This is a genomic window from Streptococcus sp. HMSC063B03 (assembly GCF_001836965.1).
Lineage (GTDB): Bacteria > Bacillota > Bacilli > Lactobacillales > Streptococcaceae > Streptococcus > Streptococcus pneumoniae_F.
On record NZ_KV831050.1, the window covers coordinates 140,399 to 158,666 of the forward strand.

The window sequence follows — 18,268 nt, forward strand, 5'->3', positions numbered from 1 at the left end:
AAAATATTTATATGAGTATAGAATACCTGGAGAAAATATGAATATTTTAAAAAAAATACATCCATCTAAACCTCTAAAATACTTGAGATGGTTTGATATTGTGATTATTACGATCATAATGTTTGGTCAGTTTATAATTCGTTCAACCGAGCTATTTTTAGCAAATACGTTTCCAACGGGTGTATCAAGTACAGTAGGGACAGTTAGACAGGCTGCAAGCGAAGGTGCTGCTTATTTTAGTAATTTTACCCTGCAAGCTATATTACTGACTGTGACCTTACTCTATCTTTTGATTCGAAACTATGATTTTAAACAGCTTCCTATTCGCTGGAATTGGTCCATTATCTTTTGGGTTCCATTTATATTTGCTTTAGTGGGACTGTTTGGAGACTTGGTTACAACTCTCACTGGTAAATATAATTACTTTAATCCAGACCTTTTTGCCTATATAGATTTCACGCAAATAATAGGGAAGTTTTTAGCTCTCAGCCCGATAGCGATTGCCTATGCCTTGCTTAATGGATTTTATGAAGAGTTTTTCTTTCTAGGTTTGTTGACTTCAGTGAAGGAAAAACATAAGTGGTTGGTTTTGCTTTATTCTACTAGTATTCGTATTTCCTTCCACACCTATCAAGGATTAGTATGGGCTTTGGTAATCGGTGTAGTTTATGGCTTATTCTATTATTTCTTATACAAATATAAAATTAAAAATCTCCTTCCATTCTTTCTCATGCATGCTTTAGCAGATATGTTTGGTTCTAGCCTGATCTATCTATTGGTTGCTTGGGGGACTTAAGAATCAGAAAAGAGGCTGGGTAAAAACTCAATTTTAGTAGAAAATGAAGTAAATCTTCCCACAATAAAACGCATAGTATCAAGTTTTTTCAACATCTGATATTATGTGTTTTTGATTTTAAAGCTTTTTGTCCAGTCTCTTTTTAGAAAGAAGAAAAAGGTCTATTTTGAATTTGCAAAGAATGATATAATAGTAGAAATAGTCTAACAGGGAGGAATTATGGAAATTGATAATCGATCAATTCGTCTTGGAGATGAGTTAAAGAAAGAATTGAAATCAGAGAGTCGAGTCAAGATTGCAGCAGCAACCTTTTCTATGTTTGCTTATCAGCAGTTGAAAGAGGAATTGGAGAATATTGAAGAGTTAAAATTTATTTTCACAAATCCGACTTTTATAACAGATGAAACCAAAACAGATTTCCGTGAATATACGATACCCAAAAAAGAACGGGAACAATCGATTTTTGGTGGAAAGTATGAACTGAAATTGATGAATGAGCTGACCCAAAAAGCAATTGCTCGTGAATGTGCTGATTGGATCCGAAGAAAAGCGCAGTTCAAATCGATTAATATTGAAACAGATGAAATGCCAAATGGTATTCGAATTGAAAATTCGGATGATGTAGTGGCAGTAGATCGTTTGAAAAACTTTGATCGCAAAGAATTAGGATATGAAGCTTCTCTATTTAAAATGAGTAGAAACCTCTATCATGCACCACTTAGTTTAAATTATTTAGATGAATTTGATAATCTCTGGGAAGAAGATGATTATTTTCGTGATGTTACAGAAGAGTTTTTGGAGAATTTAAACCTAGCTCACAAAGAACATTCTCCTGAGTTCATTTACTATGTGATGCTATATAATTTATTTAGTGAATTTTTAGAAGATATCAATGAAGATTTTTTACCCAATGAAGGGGTTGGCTATAAAGAAAGTAAAATTTGGGGGCTGTTATATGATTTCCAAAAGGATGCAGTAAAATCTATCATTTCTAAATTAGAAAAATTTAATGGATGTATTCTAGCGGATTCAGTTGGTCTTGGTAAGACTTATACAGCTTTAGCGGTCATGACTTATTATGCTTATCGAGGCAAACGTATTTTAGTACTTTGTCCTAAAAAGTTAGAAAATAACTGGAATATGTATCGTCATGATTATGTAAATAATCCAATTTATGATAGACATTTGCTTTATGACGTGCTTTATCATACAGACCTCAGTAGAGATAAAGGACACTCTAATGGAATTGATCTGTCCTTAAATAATTGGCATACTTATGATTTGGTTGTCATTGATGAGTCCCATAATTTTAGAAATGGAGGCTCTAGCGAAAATGACTTATCTGAGGGGAGAGAAAATCGATACAGCCGTTTAATGAATCGAATCATAAAGTCTGGTGTTCCTACAAAGGTACTCATGCTATCAGCTACACCTGTTAATAATCGCTTTAATGATTTGAAAAATCAAATTGCTCTAGCCTATGAAGGAGATACGGATCAAATTGATAGTAAATTAGAAACAAAATCATCTATAAATGATATTTTCAGAAACGCTCAATCTGCTTATAATAAGTGGGCTGACCTACCTGCAGAAGAGAGAACAACAGATAAACTGTTATCTACATTAGATTTTGATTTCTTTAAAGTACTAGATAGTGTAACGATAGCCAGAAGTAGAAAACATATTCGGGAATTTTATGATAGAGAAGAGATTGGAGAATTTCCACAGCGCTTAAAACCACTTAATTTTGAACCTGATTTAACGGTTTCAAATCTTGGAATTACCTATAAAAAATTATATCACTTACTTGATAAACTTCAGTTGACTATCTATCAACCATCAATACATATTTACCCATCCAAGAGAGCTAAATACGATAAAAGTAAAGAAGGGATAATGGGGAATTTAACTCAGTTTGGCCGTGAGTCTGGTATCAAAAAACTGATGATGATTAACCTGCTCAAACGTTTAGAAAGTTCTGTGGCAGCTTTTCGATATACTTTAATAGACGTTGTAAAAGATTATGTAGAAAAGACCTTAAAGGCTATCGAGGAATATGAATTAACAGGATTGGATCATTTATCTCTTGATTCTCATCTTGATGAAGATGATTTTGATTTGGAAGATAGTAATTTCGAGTTCTCTATTGGTAAGAAAAATCGTATTGCTTTACAAGATATGGATTATCGTAGTTGGAAGGTCGAGTTAGAACAAGATTTTGCAGTATTGACAGAGCTAGAAAATCTAATCAGTAAAATAACGCCACAAGAAGACCAAAAACTTCAGACTCTTTTTACCTTGATAGATGAGAAACTAACAAATCCAATCAATGTTGGCAATAAAAAGTTGATTATTTTCTCTGCATTTGCGACAACAACGAACTACCTTTATAAACATATTAGCCAGTATGTCTTGGATAAGTATGGTCTCTACACTGCTCAGATTTCAGGTACAAAAGGTTTTGCAACAACTTTGGAAACTAAAAATAAAGACCTCAATTCTTTATTAACTTATTTTTCTCCTAAATCAAAATCTCGTGATGTTCTGTTTCCTGGTGATGAGAGTGAGATTGATCTTTTAATTGCAACAGATGTGATTTCCGAAGGTCAAAACTTACAAGATGCAGATATGATGGTCAATTACGATATCCACTGGAATCCTGTCCGTATTGTTCAACGATTTGGTCGTGTGGATCGAATTGGTAGTCAAAATAAATACATTCAATTAGTTAACTTTTGGCCAAATCTTGAGTTAGATGAGTATATCGATCTCAAGTCTAGGGTTGAATCGAGGATGAAAATTTCTGTCTTGACTTCGACAGTAGATGATAATGTTTTATCTAGTGAAGAAATAGAGGATAATAATTACCGAAGAAAACAATTAGAACGTCTTAGAGATGAAGTAGTCGATCTAGAGGAGATGAATGATGGTATTTCCATTATGGATTTAGGATTAGAAGATTATCGTATAGACCTTCTTAAGTATTTGGAAGAACATCCTGAGTTAGAAAAAGTTCCTAGAGGTTTGCAAGCTATTTTACCTGCCTCTAATAAAGAATCAGAAGGTGTCATTTTTGTCCTAAAAAATAAAGATCAGGTAAAAGGAAAAAATAATCAAAATCAGCTTCATCCATATTATATCCTCTACATCAATAGAAATGGAGAACTGCTGTTATCCCCTTCTGAAAGCAAGAAAATATTGGAGCACCTCAGTAGCATTTGTCGAGGGCAAAGTAAACCGTTGAGTAATGTGGTAGATAAGTTCAATCGCCAAACAAAAGATGGTAAAGAAATGGTTGTTTATTCGGAATTGCTTCAAGAGGCAATCGATCAACTAATGGAACATGATCAGATTTCAACGATGGATGCCCTATTTAACTTTGGATCTGTTGATTTGATGAATACTAGCATTGAGGGAATGGATGATTTTGAGCTAATTTGTTTCTTCATATTGATGAAAGGGGATTCTGATGATTAGATTTCCGTCCTATACAGCCTTATCAAAACCTCACATTCTATATCGGCCTCATAAAAAGGGCAATAGTGATTTTTTTGATAACCTTAATGTATCTGCAAAAGACAAGAAAGATTTTAGAGAACAGATTAGAGAAATTCAAATTACTCATCAGATTGATACAAGTACCACTAATATTCCTGCTGGAAAAAAAGTGAAGCAAATCATGGTTTTAGAAATAGAATTCGAACAAATGGATGTTTCCTTAACTTTATTAGAACAGCTAGATATAAGATTAGGGATTTACACAGCTTTTGTATTAAAATATCCACAAGGTAGAGATGAACTTCTTATTCATTATAAAGAGCCTTTGGGTCAAGAAAAGGATGGCAAGCACTTTAAGATTGTCCGTCGCTTTCGGACGAATGATGATGTAAGCATTGGCTTTGAGGGAAATGATTTAGATGATGTTTATGAGAGTCTTGTAAAAGAAACTGGTAAGAAAGAGCTACAAGTTTTAGAAGCAAGTAATCTTAGAAACTCTATTGAACTCAGTGACCAATTAGATAAATTAGATAAGAAGGCACAGCAGCTAAAGAAAAAGATGTATTCTGAAAAATCAATGAGAAAACAAATGGAAATAAAAAGAGACTATCAGGCTACATTGAAAGAAATAGAAGATTTAAAGAAGCAAAATTGATTGTAAATTTTGACAAAGGAAAATCAGAAATTGAGATTAGAGAACTCTTTTGATTTCAACCCCTATTTTTGATAAGATGAAACTGTAATTTATTAAAAATGAAGCATTACAAAGATAGGATAAGCCAACTTAATTTTTTATAAAATTAAAATTACAAAAGCTTGACAAAGCTAAGAAAGGATACTACCATGAGCACAGCACAGCACAGCACAGCACAGCACAGCACAGCAAACAGGTGAAAACTCTGGACTTGAGAAATTAACTCTCACTTCAAAAGATGTTTTTACAGATAATATTTCAAAAATTGGTCAACTTTTTCCTGAAGTTCTGACGGAAAAGAGGGATGGGTACGGCATATTAGGTCCTGCGATTGACTTTGAGAAGCTTAAACAGTTTTTATCAGAGGAAATTGTGGATGGTCGAGAATCCTATGAGTTTACTTGGGTTGGAAAGCGTGAAGCTATTGCAGAAGCTGGGCGACCAACTACCAAAACACTAAGACCAGATCTTGATGAAAGTGTTGACTTTGAAAACAGTGAAAATGTCTTTATTACTGGGGATAATTTAGAAGTTTTAAAAATCTTACAAGAATCCTATCTAGGAAAAATCGATATGATTTATATCGATCCACCCTATAATACAGGGAAAGACTTTGTATACTCTGATAAGTTCCAAAAAACAGATGAAGAGTTGAAGGAAGAGATGGAACTTTTGGATGAAGACGGACGCCAGGTCATTGGGCTTACAAAAAATGAAAAGACTTCGGCCCGTTATCACTCAGACTGGCTCAATATGATGTATCCACGCCTTCGTCTAGCGCGTAATCTCCTCAAAGATTCAGGTGTTATCTTTATCTCTATCGATGATAATGAACAAGCAAATCTGAAGGCTATCTGTGATGAGATTTTTGGGGAGGAGAATTTTGTAGCGAATTTTATTTGGGAAAAGACACAACATTTTGGACGTCAAAAGTTAAATAGTTACAACAATGTTGATTATATACTTTGCTATAGTAAAAATCTTTATCAAGATAGCCAGTTGAAAGAAAGATTAGTTGAAGTCGTTAAAGATGAATTTGAAGATGCTCCACTATATAACAACAGTAATAATGTGAGCATATTAACCTTCCCTGCTAAAACGGTTAAGTTTAATTTGGTAGATGGTGAATACAAACAAACTTTAGATGAAAAATATTATTTACTATCACCAGTAGTAGTGAGAGACGGATGGAATGAAAATGAATTTCAATTAAAATTCAAATCTAGATGGTCTAATAGTACTGTTCAGGATGAAATTAAAAAAGGTACTATTTTCTGGGTTAAGACAGAGAATTTTTCTATCAGGGCAATTTATGCTGATGGAAAATCTGCAACAGAAGCTCCAAGACAATTAATTTTAACCAATCAAAATAATGCTTCTAAAACGCTGTCTCGATTTAATCATAGAGTGGACACTTCAGAAAATGCGACAAGAGAATTAAAAAAATTGTTAAATGGAGACTATTTTTCATTTCCAAAGCCAGTTTCTTTAATCAAATATTTAATTAGTTTAATATATAATAGTAATTCACATATTAATTCGGGATATGTCCTTGATTTCTTCGGTGGTTCTGCTACTACGGCAGACGCAGTTATGCAATTGAATGCGGAAGATGGAGGTAACCGTAAGTTTATCTTGTGTACGTTGGATGAAGCAGTTGCTGAAAAATCTGCTGCTAAAGAAGCAGGTTATGAAACCATTGACCAAATTTCACGTGAGCGGATTCGTCGTGCTGCTGCCAAGATTCAGGAGGAGCATTCTGAATTGATTGGCAAACAAGACTTTGGCTTCAAAGCCTATAAGTTAGATTCTTCTAATTTCAAGGATGTTTTAGCTCATCCTAGTCAGTTTGTTCAAGCCGACTTGTTCGATAGTGTATCTAATATCAAGGAAGGACGTACTGGCCTCGACTTACTTTTCCAAGTGATGCTGACCTGGGGAATGGAACTGTCACTAGCTATTGATTTGGAGAAAGTAGCAGGAGCAGAAATCTATGATGTAGATCAAGGATCACTCATGGCTTGTTTTGAAGATGAAATCTCTGAAGAAGTTATCCGTCATATTGCTCAAGCACAACCACTCCGTGCCGTTTTCCGTGATAGCTCATTTGCCAATTCAGCGGATAAGATTAACGTAAGTGAAATCTTCAAAGAATTATCACCTCATACAAAAGTGAAGGTGGTGTAGGCTATGAGTTTTAATAAAAACGTCAAAAATATCAAAAAGAAGAAAAATAGCAAAAATAGCAATTTTGAGAAGCTTGATGAAATGATTCAAGATGAAATTAGAAAACTAAAAATAGTTAGACGAGCTCGTATTTTGGCTAGTGAACGACTTGGAGGATATGCTAGTAAGTGGGACATGTATTTACTTTTGATGGCTATTTTATCTAGTGCCTTATTAGTTATTTCATTGATAGTTCCAAATGAAGGTTTGATAAAAAAAGTAGTTTCAGGATGTTTTTCTATGTATACAGTTATCATTCAATATTATGTGTCCACATTAAACTATAGAGAACGTGCTTTGAAATTCCATTATCACCATATAGAAATTAATAAACTTAAAGAATCACTTCAATGGTTATCTCTACAAGGTTATAATTTAAAAAAGAAGAATGCTAAATTTAAAGTTATAGTAGAAAAATATAATCTTATTCTTCAGCAACAAGAAAATCATAGTGAGTACGATTATCATAGAGCAAAGTGTAAAGAAATGCGACAGTTAGATTTTAGCATGGATAATATTTTTGTAAATATCCAACCAATTGTTATTATCTTATTTATTCTTAGTTACTTGTTCTTGGGAGGTATTTGCAATGAAACTACAATTTAAAAAACAACAATTTCAGTTGGATGCGGTGAGTGCCATTGCAGATTTATTTCAAGGGCAAGCCAAACATACTGGAGTTCAGTATATGGCGGATCCAGGTCGTCTCAAGTCAGATGAGGTAGATTTGGTTTTAGATGCTTATCGAAATGCACCGATTCAATTGAGTCAAACAAGTATACGAGAAAATGTTCATGCCATGCAAACTCGCTATGGTTTACGTCCTTCTGATAGTCTTTCTATTGATATGATTGCTGGGAGAGAAGCTTATAATTTCTCAATAGAAATGGAGACGGGAACAGGGAAGACTTACACTTATATCCGTACAATTATGGAATTGAACAAACGATATGGCTGGCTTAAGTTCGTCATTGTCGTTCCAAGTGTAGCCATTCGTGAAGGAGTTCTCAAGTCATTACAAATTATGTCAAGTCATTTTCAGATGGAGTATGGGAAGCAACCACGCTATTTTGTCTACGATTCTTCACGTTTAGGTGATCTGGATAGTTTTGCCAATTCGTCTGACCTTCAAATCATGGTCATCAACTCTCAAGCCTTTAATGCAAAAGGCAAAGATGCGCGACGGATTCATTCTGAACAGGAAAGTTTCCGTTGGCGCCGTCCAATTGATGTCTTGGCAGCTATGAATCCGATTATGATTATTGATGAACCTCAGTCTGTTGAAGGGAAACAAACCAAGGAAAGACTAAAAGATTTCAAGCCATTGTTTACGCTACGTTATTCGGCTACCCATAAAGAAAAACATGATATGGTTTATAGATTGGATGCCATGGATGCTTACAATCAAAAATTAGTGAAGAAGATTGCAGTTAAGGCTATTGAGCAAACTGGGACGACTGGGACACAAGGATATCTATATCTACAAGAAATCATTCCACAAAAAACAGGAGCACCCAAAGCAAAAGTTGAGTTTGAAGTAAAAACGCAGTCAGGTGTTAAGAGGAAATTGAAGGTGGTGGAAGAACCCTTTGATTTGTACGCTGAATCAGGGAATTTATCTGCTTATAAAGGAATGACCCTTAGTCACTTTGATGCAAGAGAGAACAAATTTCAAGTTGGCGTGACGCAAGAACTTCATGTCGGTGAAGTGATAGGGGAAGTGGATGAGTCTAGCATCAGAAGAATTCAAATCCGAGAGACTATAAAAAGTCATATTGAAAAAGAAAGTAAACTGTACAATCGAAGAATTAAAGTATTATCCTTATTTTTCATCGATGAAGTGGCCAAGTATAAGCAATATGATGAACATAATGATGCCTATAATGGAGAATACGCTCAGATTTTTGAAGAAGAATACCGAAATCAAGTAAACCAGTTTATCCGAACACAGGAACCAACTCCTTATCGTAGGTATTTGGAGGCTAATCTTGAGGGAAATTCAGTTCATGCTGGTTACTTTTCGGTAGATAAAGTGAAGAAGTCAGATAAGACCATTTTTGTGGATTATAAATCTGCTAGTGAAAAGAAGAACAATCTTTCAAATGACATTGATGCCTATGACTTGATTATGAAGGACAAGGAGCGTTTATTGAGCTTTGAAGAGCCAGTTCGTTTCCTATTTTCTCACTCAGCTCTAAAAGAGGGATGGGATAATCCTAATGTCTTTCAAATCTGTACGCTGAAGCAATCTTCAGCAGAGACTCGAAAACGTCAAGAAATCGGTCGTGGTATGCGTTTAGCAGTTGACCAAAATGGAATTCGTCAGGATTTTGAACTCTTAGGAAATGATGTTCATGAAATCAATAAACTGACAGTAATTGCAAATGAAAGTTATGATCAATTTGCTCGGAGTCTACAAGAAGAAATCAAAGAACTCTTAGCGGATCGTCCTGCAAAAGTGGATGTTACTCTCTTTACGAATAAAGTTCTAACGAATCCAGAAGGACAAACAATACGTATTACCAAGGAACAAGCAGATTCGATTCATTTTGATTTGATCCGACAAGGCTATATAGACCGTGAAGGACAATTAACCACAGAATATTTTACTGCAAAAGAAAATCATCAGTTACAACTGTCTGAAACACTAGCAGGTTATGAGGATAAACTGGTAGAGATATTGGAGAGCGTTTATCATGCTGGACAGTATGAAATTGAAAATGCCAATCATTCAGTCATTCAATTCTCAAATGAGATCAATCAAGAAAATATTGCCCGAAAAGAATTTTTAAATCTCTGGAAGCAAATCAATCGAAAGACCAGTTACCAAGTAGAGTTTGATGATGCGGAATTGGTAAAACATTCTGTTGACTATATCAATGAGAAATTAGTCGTTAGCAAACCAAGCTTTCATATAACTCAAGCAAGCGCTACTGAAATGAGTAAGGAAGAAGGTCTCCATCTGACAGTGGCTGAGAATGATCGTCAGCAAGAATATCTAACGGATTCGCAGATTATGACCAAATATGATCTACTAGGGGAGATTGCTGATCAGACAGGATTAACACGTAGGTTGGTTGCAGAAATATTAAGTAAAATCTATGTCTACCAATTTGACAAGTTTAAACAGAATCCAGAAGAGTTTATTCTTAAGGTTTCAAAACTCATTAATGAACAAAAAGCAAGCCAAATTATCAAGCATATCCAGTATAATGTGCTAAATGAAGAGTATGATATGGACTTGTTTTATGACAATCCTGAAACTGCTAACAGATCAGATGATCACTTACTTGAATCCAAAAAAGGAATTTACAATTTTGTAAAAGTTGATTCAAATACGGAGAAGACCTTTAAAGAATCTTTGGAACAATACGAGGATGTTCGCGTTTATGTGAAGTTACCAGGGAAGTTCAGTATTGCGACTCCACTTGGAAACTACAACCCTGACTGGGCAATCGCCTTCCGTGAAGGAAGTGTCAAGCATATCTATTTTGTTGCAGAAACAAAAGGCTCTATGTCTAGTCTTCAATTAAAGCAAGCTGAGCAAGCAAAAATTGCATGTGCGCGTGCTCACTTTAAAGCATTAGCACAAGCTGGATTGATTAATGACCAGCACATCTATGATGTGGTTTCTAGCTATGAGGAATTATTAAATATTGTAAGATAGGGAGGAAAAAGAAATGGAATTTGTTGTATATCGTAAGGGAAGAGAAGTAGCTGTTTTTCAACGTAGGAGTGATGCAGAGAGATATGTGCGCTCTAAAACTGGATTTTTCGGTGAACCAGATGCTTACTATCAGATTGAACAAAGAGGTTGTTATTTGACAGAAGCAGCTGTAACTTACAAGGGATTGGCAGATGACTGTGATGAATTGATGACTTTGCGAAAATTCAGGGATTCTTATCTAGCTTTTCAAGATGGTGGTCAGGAGGAAATTGAATCCTACTATAAGATGGCTCCTAAGATTGTTGCCAAGTTAGAAGAACATCCAAATCGAGAGGAAATACTAGATTCTATCTGGTCAGAACTTGTCTTACCTTGTGTTGCCTTGATTAAAACAGGAGAGAATCAAGCTTGCCATCAATTGTATAAAACATATACACTAGAATTGTCTCAAAAAGTGGTCCAATAAAACGAGTAAAGTATAGCAACAGAGTTCGGGTCCTCGCTAACTTGTATAGTGAAGAGGTCCCCTATTCTATTTAGAGCCTCAATACCAAAATAAACGTATCAAGCTAAACACAAATGGCACTTATTTAGAGGATTTTGAGGATTGGGATGATACTCTCACAAAAGAGGTTAATTTTATGGAATGGCTTAGCCAAATGGTAGGAGTATAAGGGGGTATAATTTCCCCTTGGGATTGAGATAAACACAAAAGAGAAAGAGAGATAAAAAACTAATATGAGAAGAGATGATGGGGATTTATGGTTGTTTAAATTAGTGGGTATTGGTACAGTGTTATTTTTACTATTTATCTATATAGGCTCCAGTTTTGTGACTGTTGGGATTGATAACGATAAAGGGGCTAAAATAGCACAAACAGAAAGAGCAGTAAAACAAGAAAGTGAGTTACGTACAGATTTACGTGACAGTGTTATTTTAGGTAAATTCTGGAATAGTAAAGGTCACTTTGTGGTAGTATATGATGAGGAAACAAAAGTTGCTAAGATTTACCCAGTGAAGGAAAAGGAATGGGGTGAGTATAGAGTAGGGGAACTATATTAAACAGCGTTAGAGGGGATTCACTCACTTCTAAGTATCAAAAAAATGAGCACTTCCGTAGTTGGAAATGCTCGTTTTTTAATATGCTTAGACTTTTAGTCTTTATTTTCATATGGTAAAATCAAGTTCAAGATGATTCCTGTCATGGCTGATAGGGCAGTACCTGAAAGGGTAACTGGACCAAGTTTAAGGATAGCTCCTCCAAGTCCAAGTACCAACATAGCACTTGCGATGATTAGGTTACGCATTTGAGCGAAATCAACACGTTCTTTGATCAAGACTTTCAAACCGTTGCTGGCGATAACCCCATAGAGAAGGATTGACATACCACCAAGTACAGCATTTGGAATGGTTGAAATCAAGGCAGTGAATTTACCAAGGAAGCTAAGGGCAATCGCGATAAAGGCAGCGTTACGGATAACTGAGACAGAAGCGATACGAGTCATACCGATAACCCCTGTATTTTCTCCGTAAGTTGTATTTGCTGGTCCACCAAGGAAGGCAGAAACAGAAGTTGCGATACCGTCACCAAGAAGAGTACGGTGAAGACCTGGTTCTTTCAAGAATTGACGGCCACAGATTTGACCCAAAACAGTATGGTCTCCGATATGTTCAGAAATTGTTACAATAGCGATTGGCAAGATGGCGATGGTTTCTGGACCAAAGTAAAGATTGTATTCTTTAAAGGCACCACCTGTGCTAAATGGCAAGTAGAAACCAGGAATTTCGAACCAGTTGGCTTTAAGAACTGGTGTAAAGTCAACCAAACCAAGAGTTAGTGCGAAGAGGTAACCACCGATAATGGCAAAGAGGAATGGAATGATTCGTAGGAAGCCTTTTCCCTTTGTATTGATAAAGGCAGCAATTAGGAAAGTAACAACCGCTACAAGAGCATTTTTCCAGTTTCCATCAGCTACAAGACCAGCATTGGTAACAGCTGAACCTGCAAGTCCAAGACCGATAACGATAATCATAGGTCCGATGATGATTGGTGGCAAGAGTTTATCAATCCATTTTGTACCCGCAAAACGAACACTTGCAGCCACAAGGACATAGATAAAACCTGTAAGGATAACCCCTGTTTGGGCAGCAGATACATCACCACCCATTTCTTTCATAGCAAGCGACATTGCTGTGATAAAGGCAAATGAAGAACCTAGATAAACTGGAACTTTAAAACCAGTTGAAATCATGTAGATGAGTGTTCCAACACCTGAAGCAAAAAGGGCAACAGATACAGGCATTCCCAAAATCAAGGGTACCAAGATGGTCGCACCAAACATGGCGAAAACGTGTTGGAAACTAAGGAGAATTCCTTTTCCAGCCGAAGGACGTTGGTCAACGTCTAGTAACAAATCAACAGTTGATTCTTGTTTCATATAAACCTCACTTTTGGGCATCAAAAAAGAGCCCATTATTTTACAGCAATAGGCCCTCAGAGTAAGACTTCTCTAAAATCTAGATTTTAAAGAGTTTTAAATATTTCTGCGTCTTCGTCACCTCACGGGATGACATTAAAAACCTTTGCTTAGGATAGTATAGCAGAAAAAAATGATTTTGTAAATCATTTTTTCCCGAGCCCGAAAATAAGAGAGCGAGGTTGATTTTGTAAATCATTTTTTCCCGAGCCTAAAAATAAAAGAGCGAGGCTGACTTTGTAAATATTTTTTTACTAAAAAAATTAAAGTGGGCGTTTATTGGGCATGCCAGCCTTACGTGGATATTTATTTGGTGTTTCTTTTTTCTTTTCCACCACTGAGATATAACGCGAATCTCCATTAGGTAGAGCGTAGCTGAGATTGTCTTCGACCTTACTAAAAAGGAGGTTGAGGGCATTCTTAGCTTCTAATAATTCCTCAGGCGCATTGCTGGCCTTGAGAGCCAATAGTTTTCCGCCAACTTTAAGGTAGGGAATAGTCAATTCAGACAAGACCTGCATACGGGCAACCGCACGAGCTGTTACAAAATCATATTGAGCACGGAAGTTTTTATCTTGTGCAAAATCTTCGGCACGTCCATGGTGGAAATGAACTCCGTTCAAATCCAGTTCTTGAGTCAACAGTTGGAGGAAGTTGATGCGCTTGTTGAGAGAATCAATGATGGTCACATCTAGCTGAGGATAGAGGATTTTCATAGGTAGACTAGGAAATCCTGCCCCGGCTCCAATATCAAGAAGTTTGATAGTTTCATTGGGAATCAAACCTTGAAGAATGGGTGCAATCGAATCGTAAAAATGTTTGAGATAAACTTCATCCTTGTCTGTAATAGCTGTTAGATTGATTTTTTCATTCCACTCGACCAAGAGTTCAAAATAACGTTCAAATTGTTTTTTTTGCTGGTCAGAAAGTGAAAGATTTTGCTCGGCAAGCAAGTTGTAAAATGTTTCTGGTTTCATAGTTTTTTCCTTCTTTAGTATCATCTTATTTTACCACAATCATTAAAAATTTGATATACTGGTACTAATCTAAAAGCAGAAAGGACTTATATAATGACTTGGATTATTCTTGGAGTTTTAGCTCTTATTGTGATTTTTGTGATTGTTAGCTATAACGGTTTGGTTAAGAATCGTATGCAAACAAAGGAGGCTTGGAGTCAGATTGATGTTCAGTTGAAACGTCGAAATGATCTCTTGCCAAACTTGATTGAGACTGTAAAAGGTTATGCTAAATATGAAGGTTCTACCCTTGAAAAGGTGGCAGAACTTCGCAATCAAGTTGCTGCAGCGACTTCACCAGCAGAAGCTATGAAAGCTAGTGATGCCCTCACTCGTCAAGTTTCAGGTATTTTTGCAGTTGCAGAAAGCTATCCAGATTTGAAAGCTAGTGCAAACTTTGTTAAATTGCAAGAGGAGTTGACAAATACAGAAAATAAAATTTCTTACTCTCGTCAACTCTACAACAGTGTTGTCAGCAACTACAATGTAAAATTAGAAACTTTCCCAAGCAATATTATTGCTGGAATGTTTGGATTTAAAGCAGCAGATTTCCTTCAAACACCAGAAGAGGAAAAGGCAGTTCCTAAGGTTGATTTTAGCGGTTTAGGTGACTAAGATGTTGTTTGATCAAATTGCAAGCAATAAACGAAAAACGTGGATTTTGTTGCTGGTATTTTTCCTACTCTTAGCTCTTGTTGGTTATGCGGTTGGTTATATCTTTATGAGATCTGGACTTGGTGGCTTGGTTATCGCGCTGATTATCGGCTTTATCTATGCCTTGTCCATGATTTTTCAATCCACAGAGATTGTCATGTCCATGAATGGAGCGCGTGAGGTGGATGAACAAACGGCACCAGACCTCTACCATGTAGTAGAAGATATGGCTATGGTGGCTCAGATTCCTATGCCACGTGTTTTCATCATTGATGATCCAGCCTTAAATGCCTTTGCGACAGGTTCTAACCCCCAAAATGCGGCGGTTGCTGCGACGTCAGGTCTCCTAGCTATCATGAATCGTGAAGAACTAGAAGCTGTTATGGGACATGAAGTCAGTCATATTCGTAATTACGATATCCGCATTTCGACTATTGCTGTTGCCCTTGCTAGTGCTATCACCATGCTTTCTAGTATGGCAGGTCGTATGATGTGGTGGGGTGGAGCAGGTCGCAGACGAAGTGACGATGATAGAGATGGAAATGGTCTTGAAATCATTATGCTAGTGGTTTCCCTACTAGCTATTGTGCTGGCACCTCTCGCCGCAACCTTGGTGCAACTAGCCATTTCTCGTCAGAGGGAATTCCTAGCTGATGCTTCCAGCGTCGAGTTGACTCGCAATCCTCAAGGAATGATTAATGCTCTACGTAAGTTGGATAATAGTAAACCGATGAGTCGTCCTGTAGATGATGCCAGCAGTGCACTTTATATCAATGATCCCAAGAAAGGGGGAGGGTTCCAAAAACTCTTTTATACCCACCCACCTATCTCAGAACGGATTGAACGTTTAAAACATATGTAAAATGAAGGCTGGGAAAAAGTCTTTAAAATCTTAAAAACGCATAATATCAGGTGTGCAAAAACTTGATATTATGCGTTTTATTATGGGAAGATTTACTTTCTCTTCTCCTAAAATTGTGTTTTTGCCCCACCTATCTGCTATGTTGCAAATTTATAAATCGTCTAAATTAACTATCTCCAAACCGTGTTCTGTCAAGCGATAGATAGTCGAACAGACCTCTTTTAAGAAACGCCTGTCATGCGAAACAGTGATGAGACCGCCTGGATAGGTTGCAAAGAGTTTTCTGATTTCAGGTTGAGAAGTTGGAGAAAAGTTTCGTGTGGGTTCATCCAGAAGGAGAAAGTTTGGTTTGCGCAGGACTAAATCCAAAAGCAGGAGTTTTCCCTGTTGCCCGCCAGATAAGGAGCGAATTTGATGTTGCATTTCTGGATAACTGAAATTGAGACTTGCTAAGTGAGATTGGATTTTCTGCAGTTCCTCTTTTTCCCCAGTTTTGCTGAGGTAGACGATTGGGGATAAATCCAATTGTAGTTTTTTGTGGTAATCTTGTGGCATAACACCAAGTGAAATCTCTCTTTTTTGACTTAGCAGTTGTTGCAACTTTGCTAACAGAGTTGATTTCCCCATACCATTTGGGCCGATGATACCGATTTTTTCTTGTCCACGGACAGTTAGTTGTAGTTTTTGAACCAAAACTCGGTCGCCAATGGCCAAATTTTCCTTTTCCAGTTGGATTAAGACTTTAGAAACCGGTAATGGCTGTATATCTGAGAAAAAAAGTCTAATTTCTTCCTCTTCAAGTGGTTTTTGGGTTATAGATTGAGCTGTCTTTTCAAAGCGTTTTTCTTGAGAGAGAACATTTTTCATCTTTTTAGCCAATAGGCGACCGGCAGTACTGTCTTTGGTAGCTCGAAGCGCAGTTTCTACATTTTGCTTGACTCGCCGGTGTTTTTCCATGGTTTTATCGTAGACTCTCTGGTCGTTAGCAGCTTGCTGGCTTTGTCTGGCAAAATTAGCCTTTCTCTGCTCACTATAGCGATCATAGTCTAAATGCTCTACTAGTGTTTCTGCTTCTTTCCGGTGCTTGACCAGTCGCAAGTGGACAATGGTATCAGCCGTTTCAGAAAGAAAGTCTTCATCATGAGAAATGAAAATAACGGTTTGTCGAATCTTTCGAATCTGACCTTTTAGCCAATCAACTGTTTCAAGGTCTAGGTCATTTGAAGGTTCATCTAAAAATAGAATCTCAAAGGGTTTGGCTAACTCATGGATGAGCTGAATTTTCAAAGCTTCGCCACCTGATAGACTGCCAATTTCTTGGTTGATAGCGAAACGATCGCTATCAAAATGCAATTCCTCAGCTAAACGATAGAGGGCACTGTAGTCTAAATCAATAGAATCTAAAAAGAAGTAGTCGTGTAGAGTTTTCTTTTTCAGCTTCTCGGGGAGTTTTTGAGGAATGTAAGCTAGTGATTGATAATCAGATTGAATGTCACCCCTGATAGTGAAATCAGGCAATGCTTCTCCCATTAAAGCTCGCAGCAAGGTCGATTTGCCATTTCCTTCTTCACCAATAATAGCTACCTTTTCTCCGTCTTGTATGGTCATGTTTAAGTCAGAGACAAGGTCTCGTAAATCTTTGTTTTGAGTGATGGTCAGATGATTGATTTTTATCATATTGTCGCCCTTTCTAGAATGTCCATAGTGCATAACAAAAAGCTCTACTTTATCTAGTAGAGCCCAAAGTCACTGTCAGAAACGCTATTATCCATGTCGAAAATCCTGTCAAACTAGGGTTGTCTACCCCTATCCAACCCAAGAGGAGCAGATGGTTAGCTTTCTAGTTTTTTGATTTTCAAAGAGGATAAAGTACCAGAAGATCTAGTACAAAAAGAGCACACAAAAAGAGACAAAAACAAGATCTACTAAATAAAGTTTCTTTACTTGATAGACTTAGTTGTTCATGTCTCCCTTACCTCCGAGTATTAGTATCTTTATCCTATACCTTTAAGGAAATTTTGTCAACAGAAAACTGGAAATTCTATGCTCTAAAATCCGAAAACAGGTCCATAAAGAGTTAGTACGTGTTTGATATGCTCGTAATGGAATTTGTCGTAGTTTCGCCAAGCGCAGCGTGCTTGATCGTTTAGTTTTAGGCTACCAAGACCAATCAGAAGACTGGTACGTTGGTAAAATTTCTCAAGATCTATTAAGATACTGTTGTCCAACTTTTCCGCTTTTTTGAGCTCTTGCAGAGTAGTATTTAGTAGCTCTTGCAGTCGAATATCATCTGCCCTACCCTGTTTGCAGCTTTGGAAACTTTTTTTTAACTCGGATAGGAGTTGGGTTGCATTAGTAATGAGTTCTTTGTCTTCCAT

General features: G+C 36.6%; 14 protein-coding genes. 10 read left to right on the forward strand and 4 right to left on the reverse strand.

Translation table 11 applies throughout. The annotated features are described in order from the left end of the window. Positions 1–37: 37 nt before the first annotated feature. From HMPREF2628_RS06980 to HMPREF2628_RS07020, 8 genes are all read left to right on the forward strand, one after another. Positions 38–796: a CPBP family intramembrane glutamic endopeptidase gene (locus HMPREF2628_RS06980; protein ID WP_070842736.1), complete on the forward strand. Its 759-nt coding sequence runs from the start codon at positions 38–40 to the stop codon at positions 794–796. Positions 797–1,015: 219 nt separating this feature from the next. Next, a complete protein-coding gene (locus tag HMPREF2628_RS06990; RefSeq protein ID WP_070842737.1) occupies positions 1,016–4,273 on the forward strand; it encodes a helicase-related protein in 3,258 nt (1,085 codons plus the stop codon). Further along, the gene (locus HMPREF2628_RS06995; protein ID WP_070842738.1) at positions 4,266–4,949 is read left to right on the forward strand and encodes a DUF4391 domain-containing protein; all 684 of its coding nucleotides are present in this window, start codon (positions 4,266–4,268) and stop codon (positions 4,947–4,949) included. The genes HMPREF2628_RS06990 and HMPREF2628_RS06995 overlap by 8 nt, the downstream gene beginning before the upstream one ends. A 411-nt stretch (positions 4,950–5,360) precedes the next feature. Then, on the forward strand, positions 5,361–7,175 hold the full coding sequence (locus tag HMPREF2628_RS07000) for a site-specific DNA-methyltransferase (protein WP_083320540.1): 1,815 nt from the start codon (positions 5,361–5,363) through the stop codon (positions 7,173–7,175). A 3-nt stretch (positions 7,176–7,178) separates the two neighbouring features. Beyond that, positions 7,179–7,820 carry an SLATT domain-containing protein gene (locus tag HMPREF2628_RS07005; protein WP_070842740.1) on the forward strand — a complete coding sequence of 214 codons (642 nt, stop codon included), beginning with the start codon at positions 7,179–7,181 and terminating at the stop codon, positions 7,818–7,820. After that, complete coding sequence (locus tag HMPREF2628_RS07010; protein WP_070842741.1) at positions 7,804–10,881, forward strand: type III restriction-modification system endonuclease; 3,078 nt, start codon at positions 7,804–7,806, stop codon at positions 10,879–10,881. Before HMPREF2628_RS07005 ends, HMPREF2628_RS07010 begins: the two co-directional genes overlap by 17 nt. 13 nt (positions 10,882–10,894) lie before the next feature. Then, the gene (locus tag HMPREF2628_RS07015) at positions 10,895–11,347 is read left to right on the forward strand and encodes a CFI-box-CTERM domain-containing protein (protein WP_070842742.1); all 453 of its coding nucleotides are present in this window, start codon (positions 10,895–10,897) and stop codon (positions 11,345–11,347) included. 272 nt (positions 11,348–11,619) lie between these two features. Further along, the gene (locus tag HMPREF2628_RS07020; protein ID WP_070842743.1) at positions 11,620–11,943 is read left to right on the forward strand and encodes a hypothetical protein; all 324 of its coding nucleotides are present in this window, start codon (positions 11,620–11,622) and stop codon (positions 11,941–11,943) included. A gap of 92 nt (positions 11,944–12,035) precedes the next feature. On the opposite strand, the gene HMPREF2628_RS07025 is transcribed toward HMPREF2628_RS07020, so the two are convergent. Next, the gene (locus tag HMPREF2628_RS07025) at positions 12,036–13,319 is read right to left on the reverse strand and encodes a uracil-xanthine permease family protein (protein WP_061590005.1); all 1,284 of its coding nucleotides are present in this window, start codon (positions 13,317–13,319) and stop codon (positions 12,036–12,038) included. A gap of 302 nt (positions 13,320–13,621) precedes the next feature. After that, positions 13,622–14,335, reverse strand: coding sequence for a 16S rRNA (guanine(527)-N(7))-methyltransferase RsmG (rsmG, locus tag HMPREF2628_RS07030; RefSeq protein WP_070842744.1), 714 nt, complete (start codon positions 14,333–14,335; stop codon positions 13,622–13,624). A gap of 93 nt (positions 14,336–14,428) precedes the next feature. On the opposite strand from rsmG, the gene HMPREF2628_RS07035 reads away from it, so the two are divergent. After that, positions 14,429–14,989 (forward strand): LemA family protein, encoded by a 561-nt coding sequence (locus tag HMPREF2628_RS07035; RefSeq protein ID WP_000219833.1) that lies wholly within the window; start codon positions 14,429–14,431, stop codon positions 14,987–14,989. A gap of 1 nt (position 14,990) precedes the next feature. Continuing rightward, on the forward strand, positions 14,991–15,890 hold the full coding sequence (gene htpX / locus HMPREF2628_RS07040) for a zinc metalloprotease HtpX (RefSeq protein WP_070842745.1): 900 nt from the start codon (positions 14,991–14,993) through the stop codon (positions 15,888–15,890). A gap of 150 nt (positions 15,891–16,040) precedes the next feature. On the opposite strand, the gene HMPREF2628_RS07045 is transcribed toward htpX, so the two are convergent. Together HMPREF2628_RS07045 and HMPREF2628_RS07050 are read right to left on the reverse strand one after the other, a co-directional pair. Further along, complete coding sequence (locus HMPREF2628_RS07045) at positions 16,041–17,600, reverse strand: ATP-binding cassette domain-containing protein (RefSeq protein WP_070842746.1); 1,560 nt, start codon at positions 17,598–17,600, stop codon at positions 16,041–16,043. Between the two features lie 338 nt (positions 17,601–17,938). Continuing rightward, positions 17,939–18,268, reverse strand: a complete 330-nt coding sequence (locus HMPREF2628_RS07050) for a helicase BlpT (RefSeq protein ID WP_070842747.1) — start codon at positions 18,266–18,268, stop codon at positions 17,939–17,941.

Bases quoted from the DNA above. Each gene is read 5' to 3' on its own strand.
- HMPREF2628_RS06980 (WP_070842736.1), top strand. From the start codon at position 38: ATGAATATTTTAAAAAAAATACATCCATCTAAACCTCTAAAATACTTG.
- HMPREF2628_RS06990 (WP_070842737.1), top strand. From the start codon at position 1,016: ATGGAAATTGATAATCGATCAATTCGTCTTGGAGATGAGTTAAAGAAA.
- HMPREF2628_RS06995 (WP_070842738.1), top strand. From the start codon at position 4,266: ATGATTAGATTTCCGTCCTATACAGCCTTATCAAAACCTCACATTCTA.
- HMPREF2628_RS07005 (WP_070842740.1), top strand. From the start codon at position 7,179: ATGAGTTTTAATAAAAACGTCAAAAATATCAAAAAGAAGAAAAATAGC.
- HMPREF2628_RS07010 (WP_070842741.1), top strand. From the start codon at position 7,804: ATGAAACTACAATTTAAAAAACAACAATTTCAGTTGGATGCGGTGAGT.
- HMPREF2628_RS07015 (WP_070842742.1), top strand. From the start codon at position 10,895: ATGGAATTTGTTGTATATCGTAAGGGAAGAGAAGTAGCTGTTTTTCAA.
- HMPREF2628_RS07020 (WP_070842743.1), top strand. From the start codon at position 11,620: ATGAGAAGAGATGATGGGGATTTATGGTTGTTTAAATTAGTGGGTATT.
- HMPREF2628_RS07025 (WP_061590005.1), bottom strand. From the start codon at position 13,319: ATGAAACAAGAATCAACTGTTGATTTGTTACTAGACGTTGACCAACGT.
- rsmG (WP_070842744.1), bottom strand. From the start codon at position 14,335: ATGAAACCAGAAACATTTTACAACTTGCTTGCCGAGCAAAATCTTTCA.
- HMPREF2628_RS07035 (WP_000219833.1), top strand. From the start codon at position 14,429: ATGACTTGGATTATTCTTGGAGTTTTAGCTCTTATTGTGATTTTTGTG.
- htpX (WP_070842745.1), top strand. From the start codon at position 14,991: ATGTTGTTTGATCAAATTGCAAGCAATAAACGAAAAACGTGGATTTTG.
- HMPREF2628_RS07045 (WP_070842746.1), bottom strand. From the start codon at position 17,600: ATGCACTATGGACATTCTAGAAAGGGCGACAATATGATAAAAATCAAT.
- HMPREF2628_RS07050 (WP_070842747.1), bottom strand. From the start codon at position 18,268: ATGGAAGACAAAGAACTCATTACTAATGCAACCCAACTCCTATCCGAG.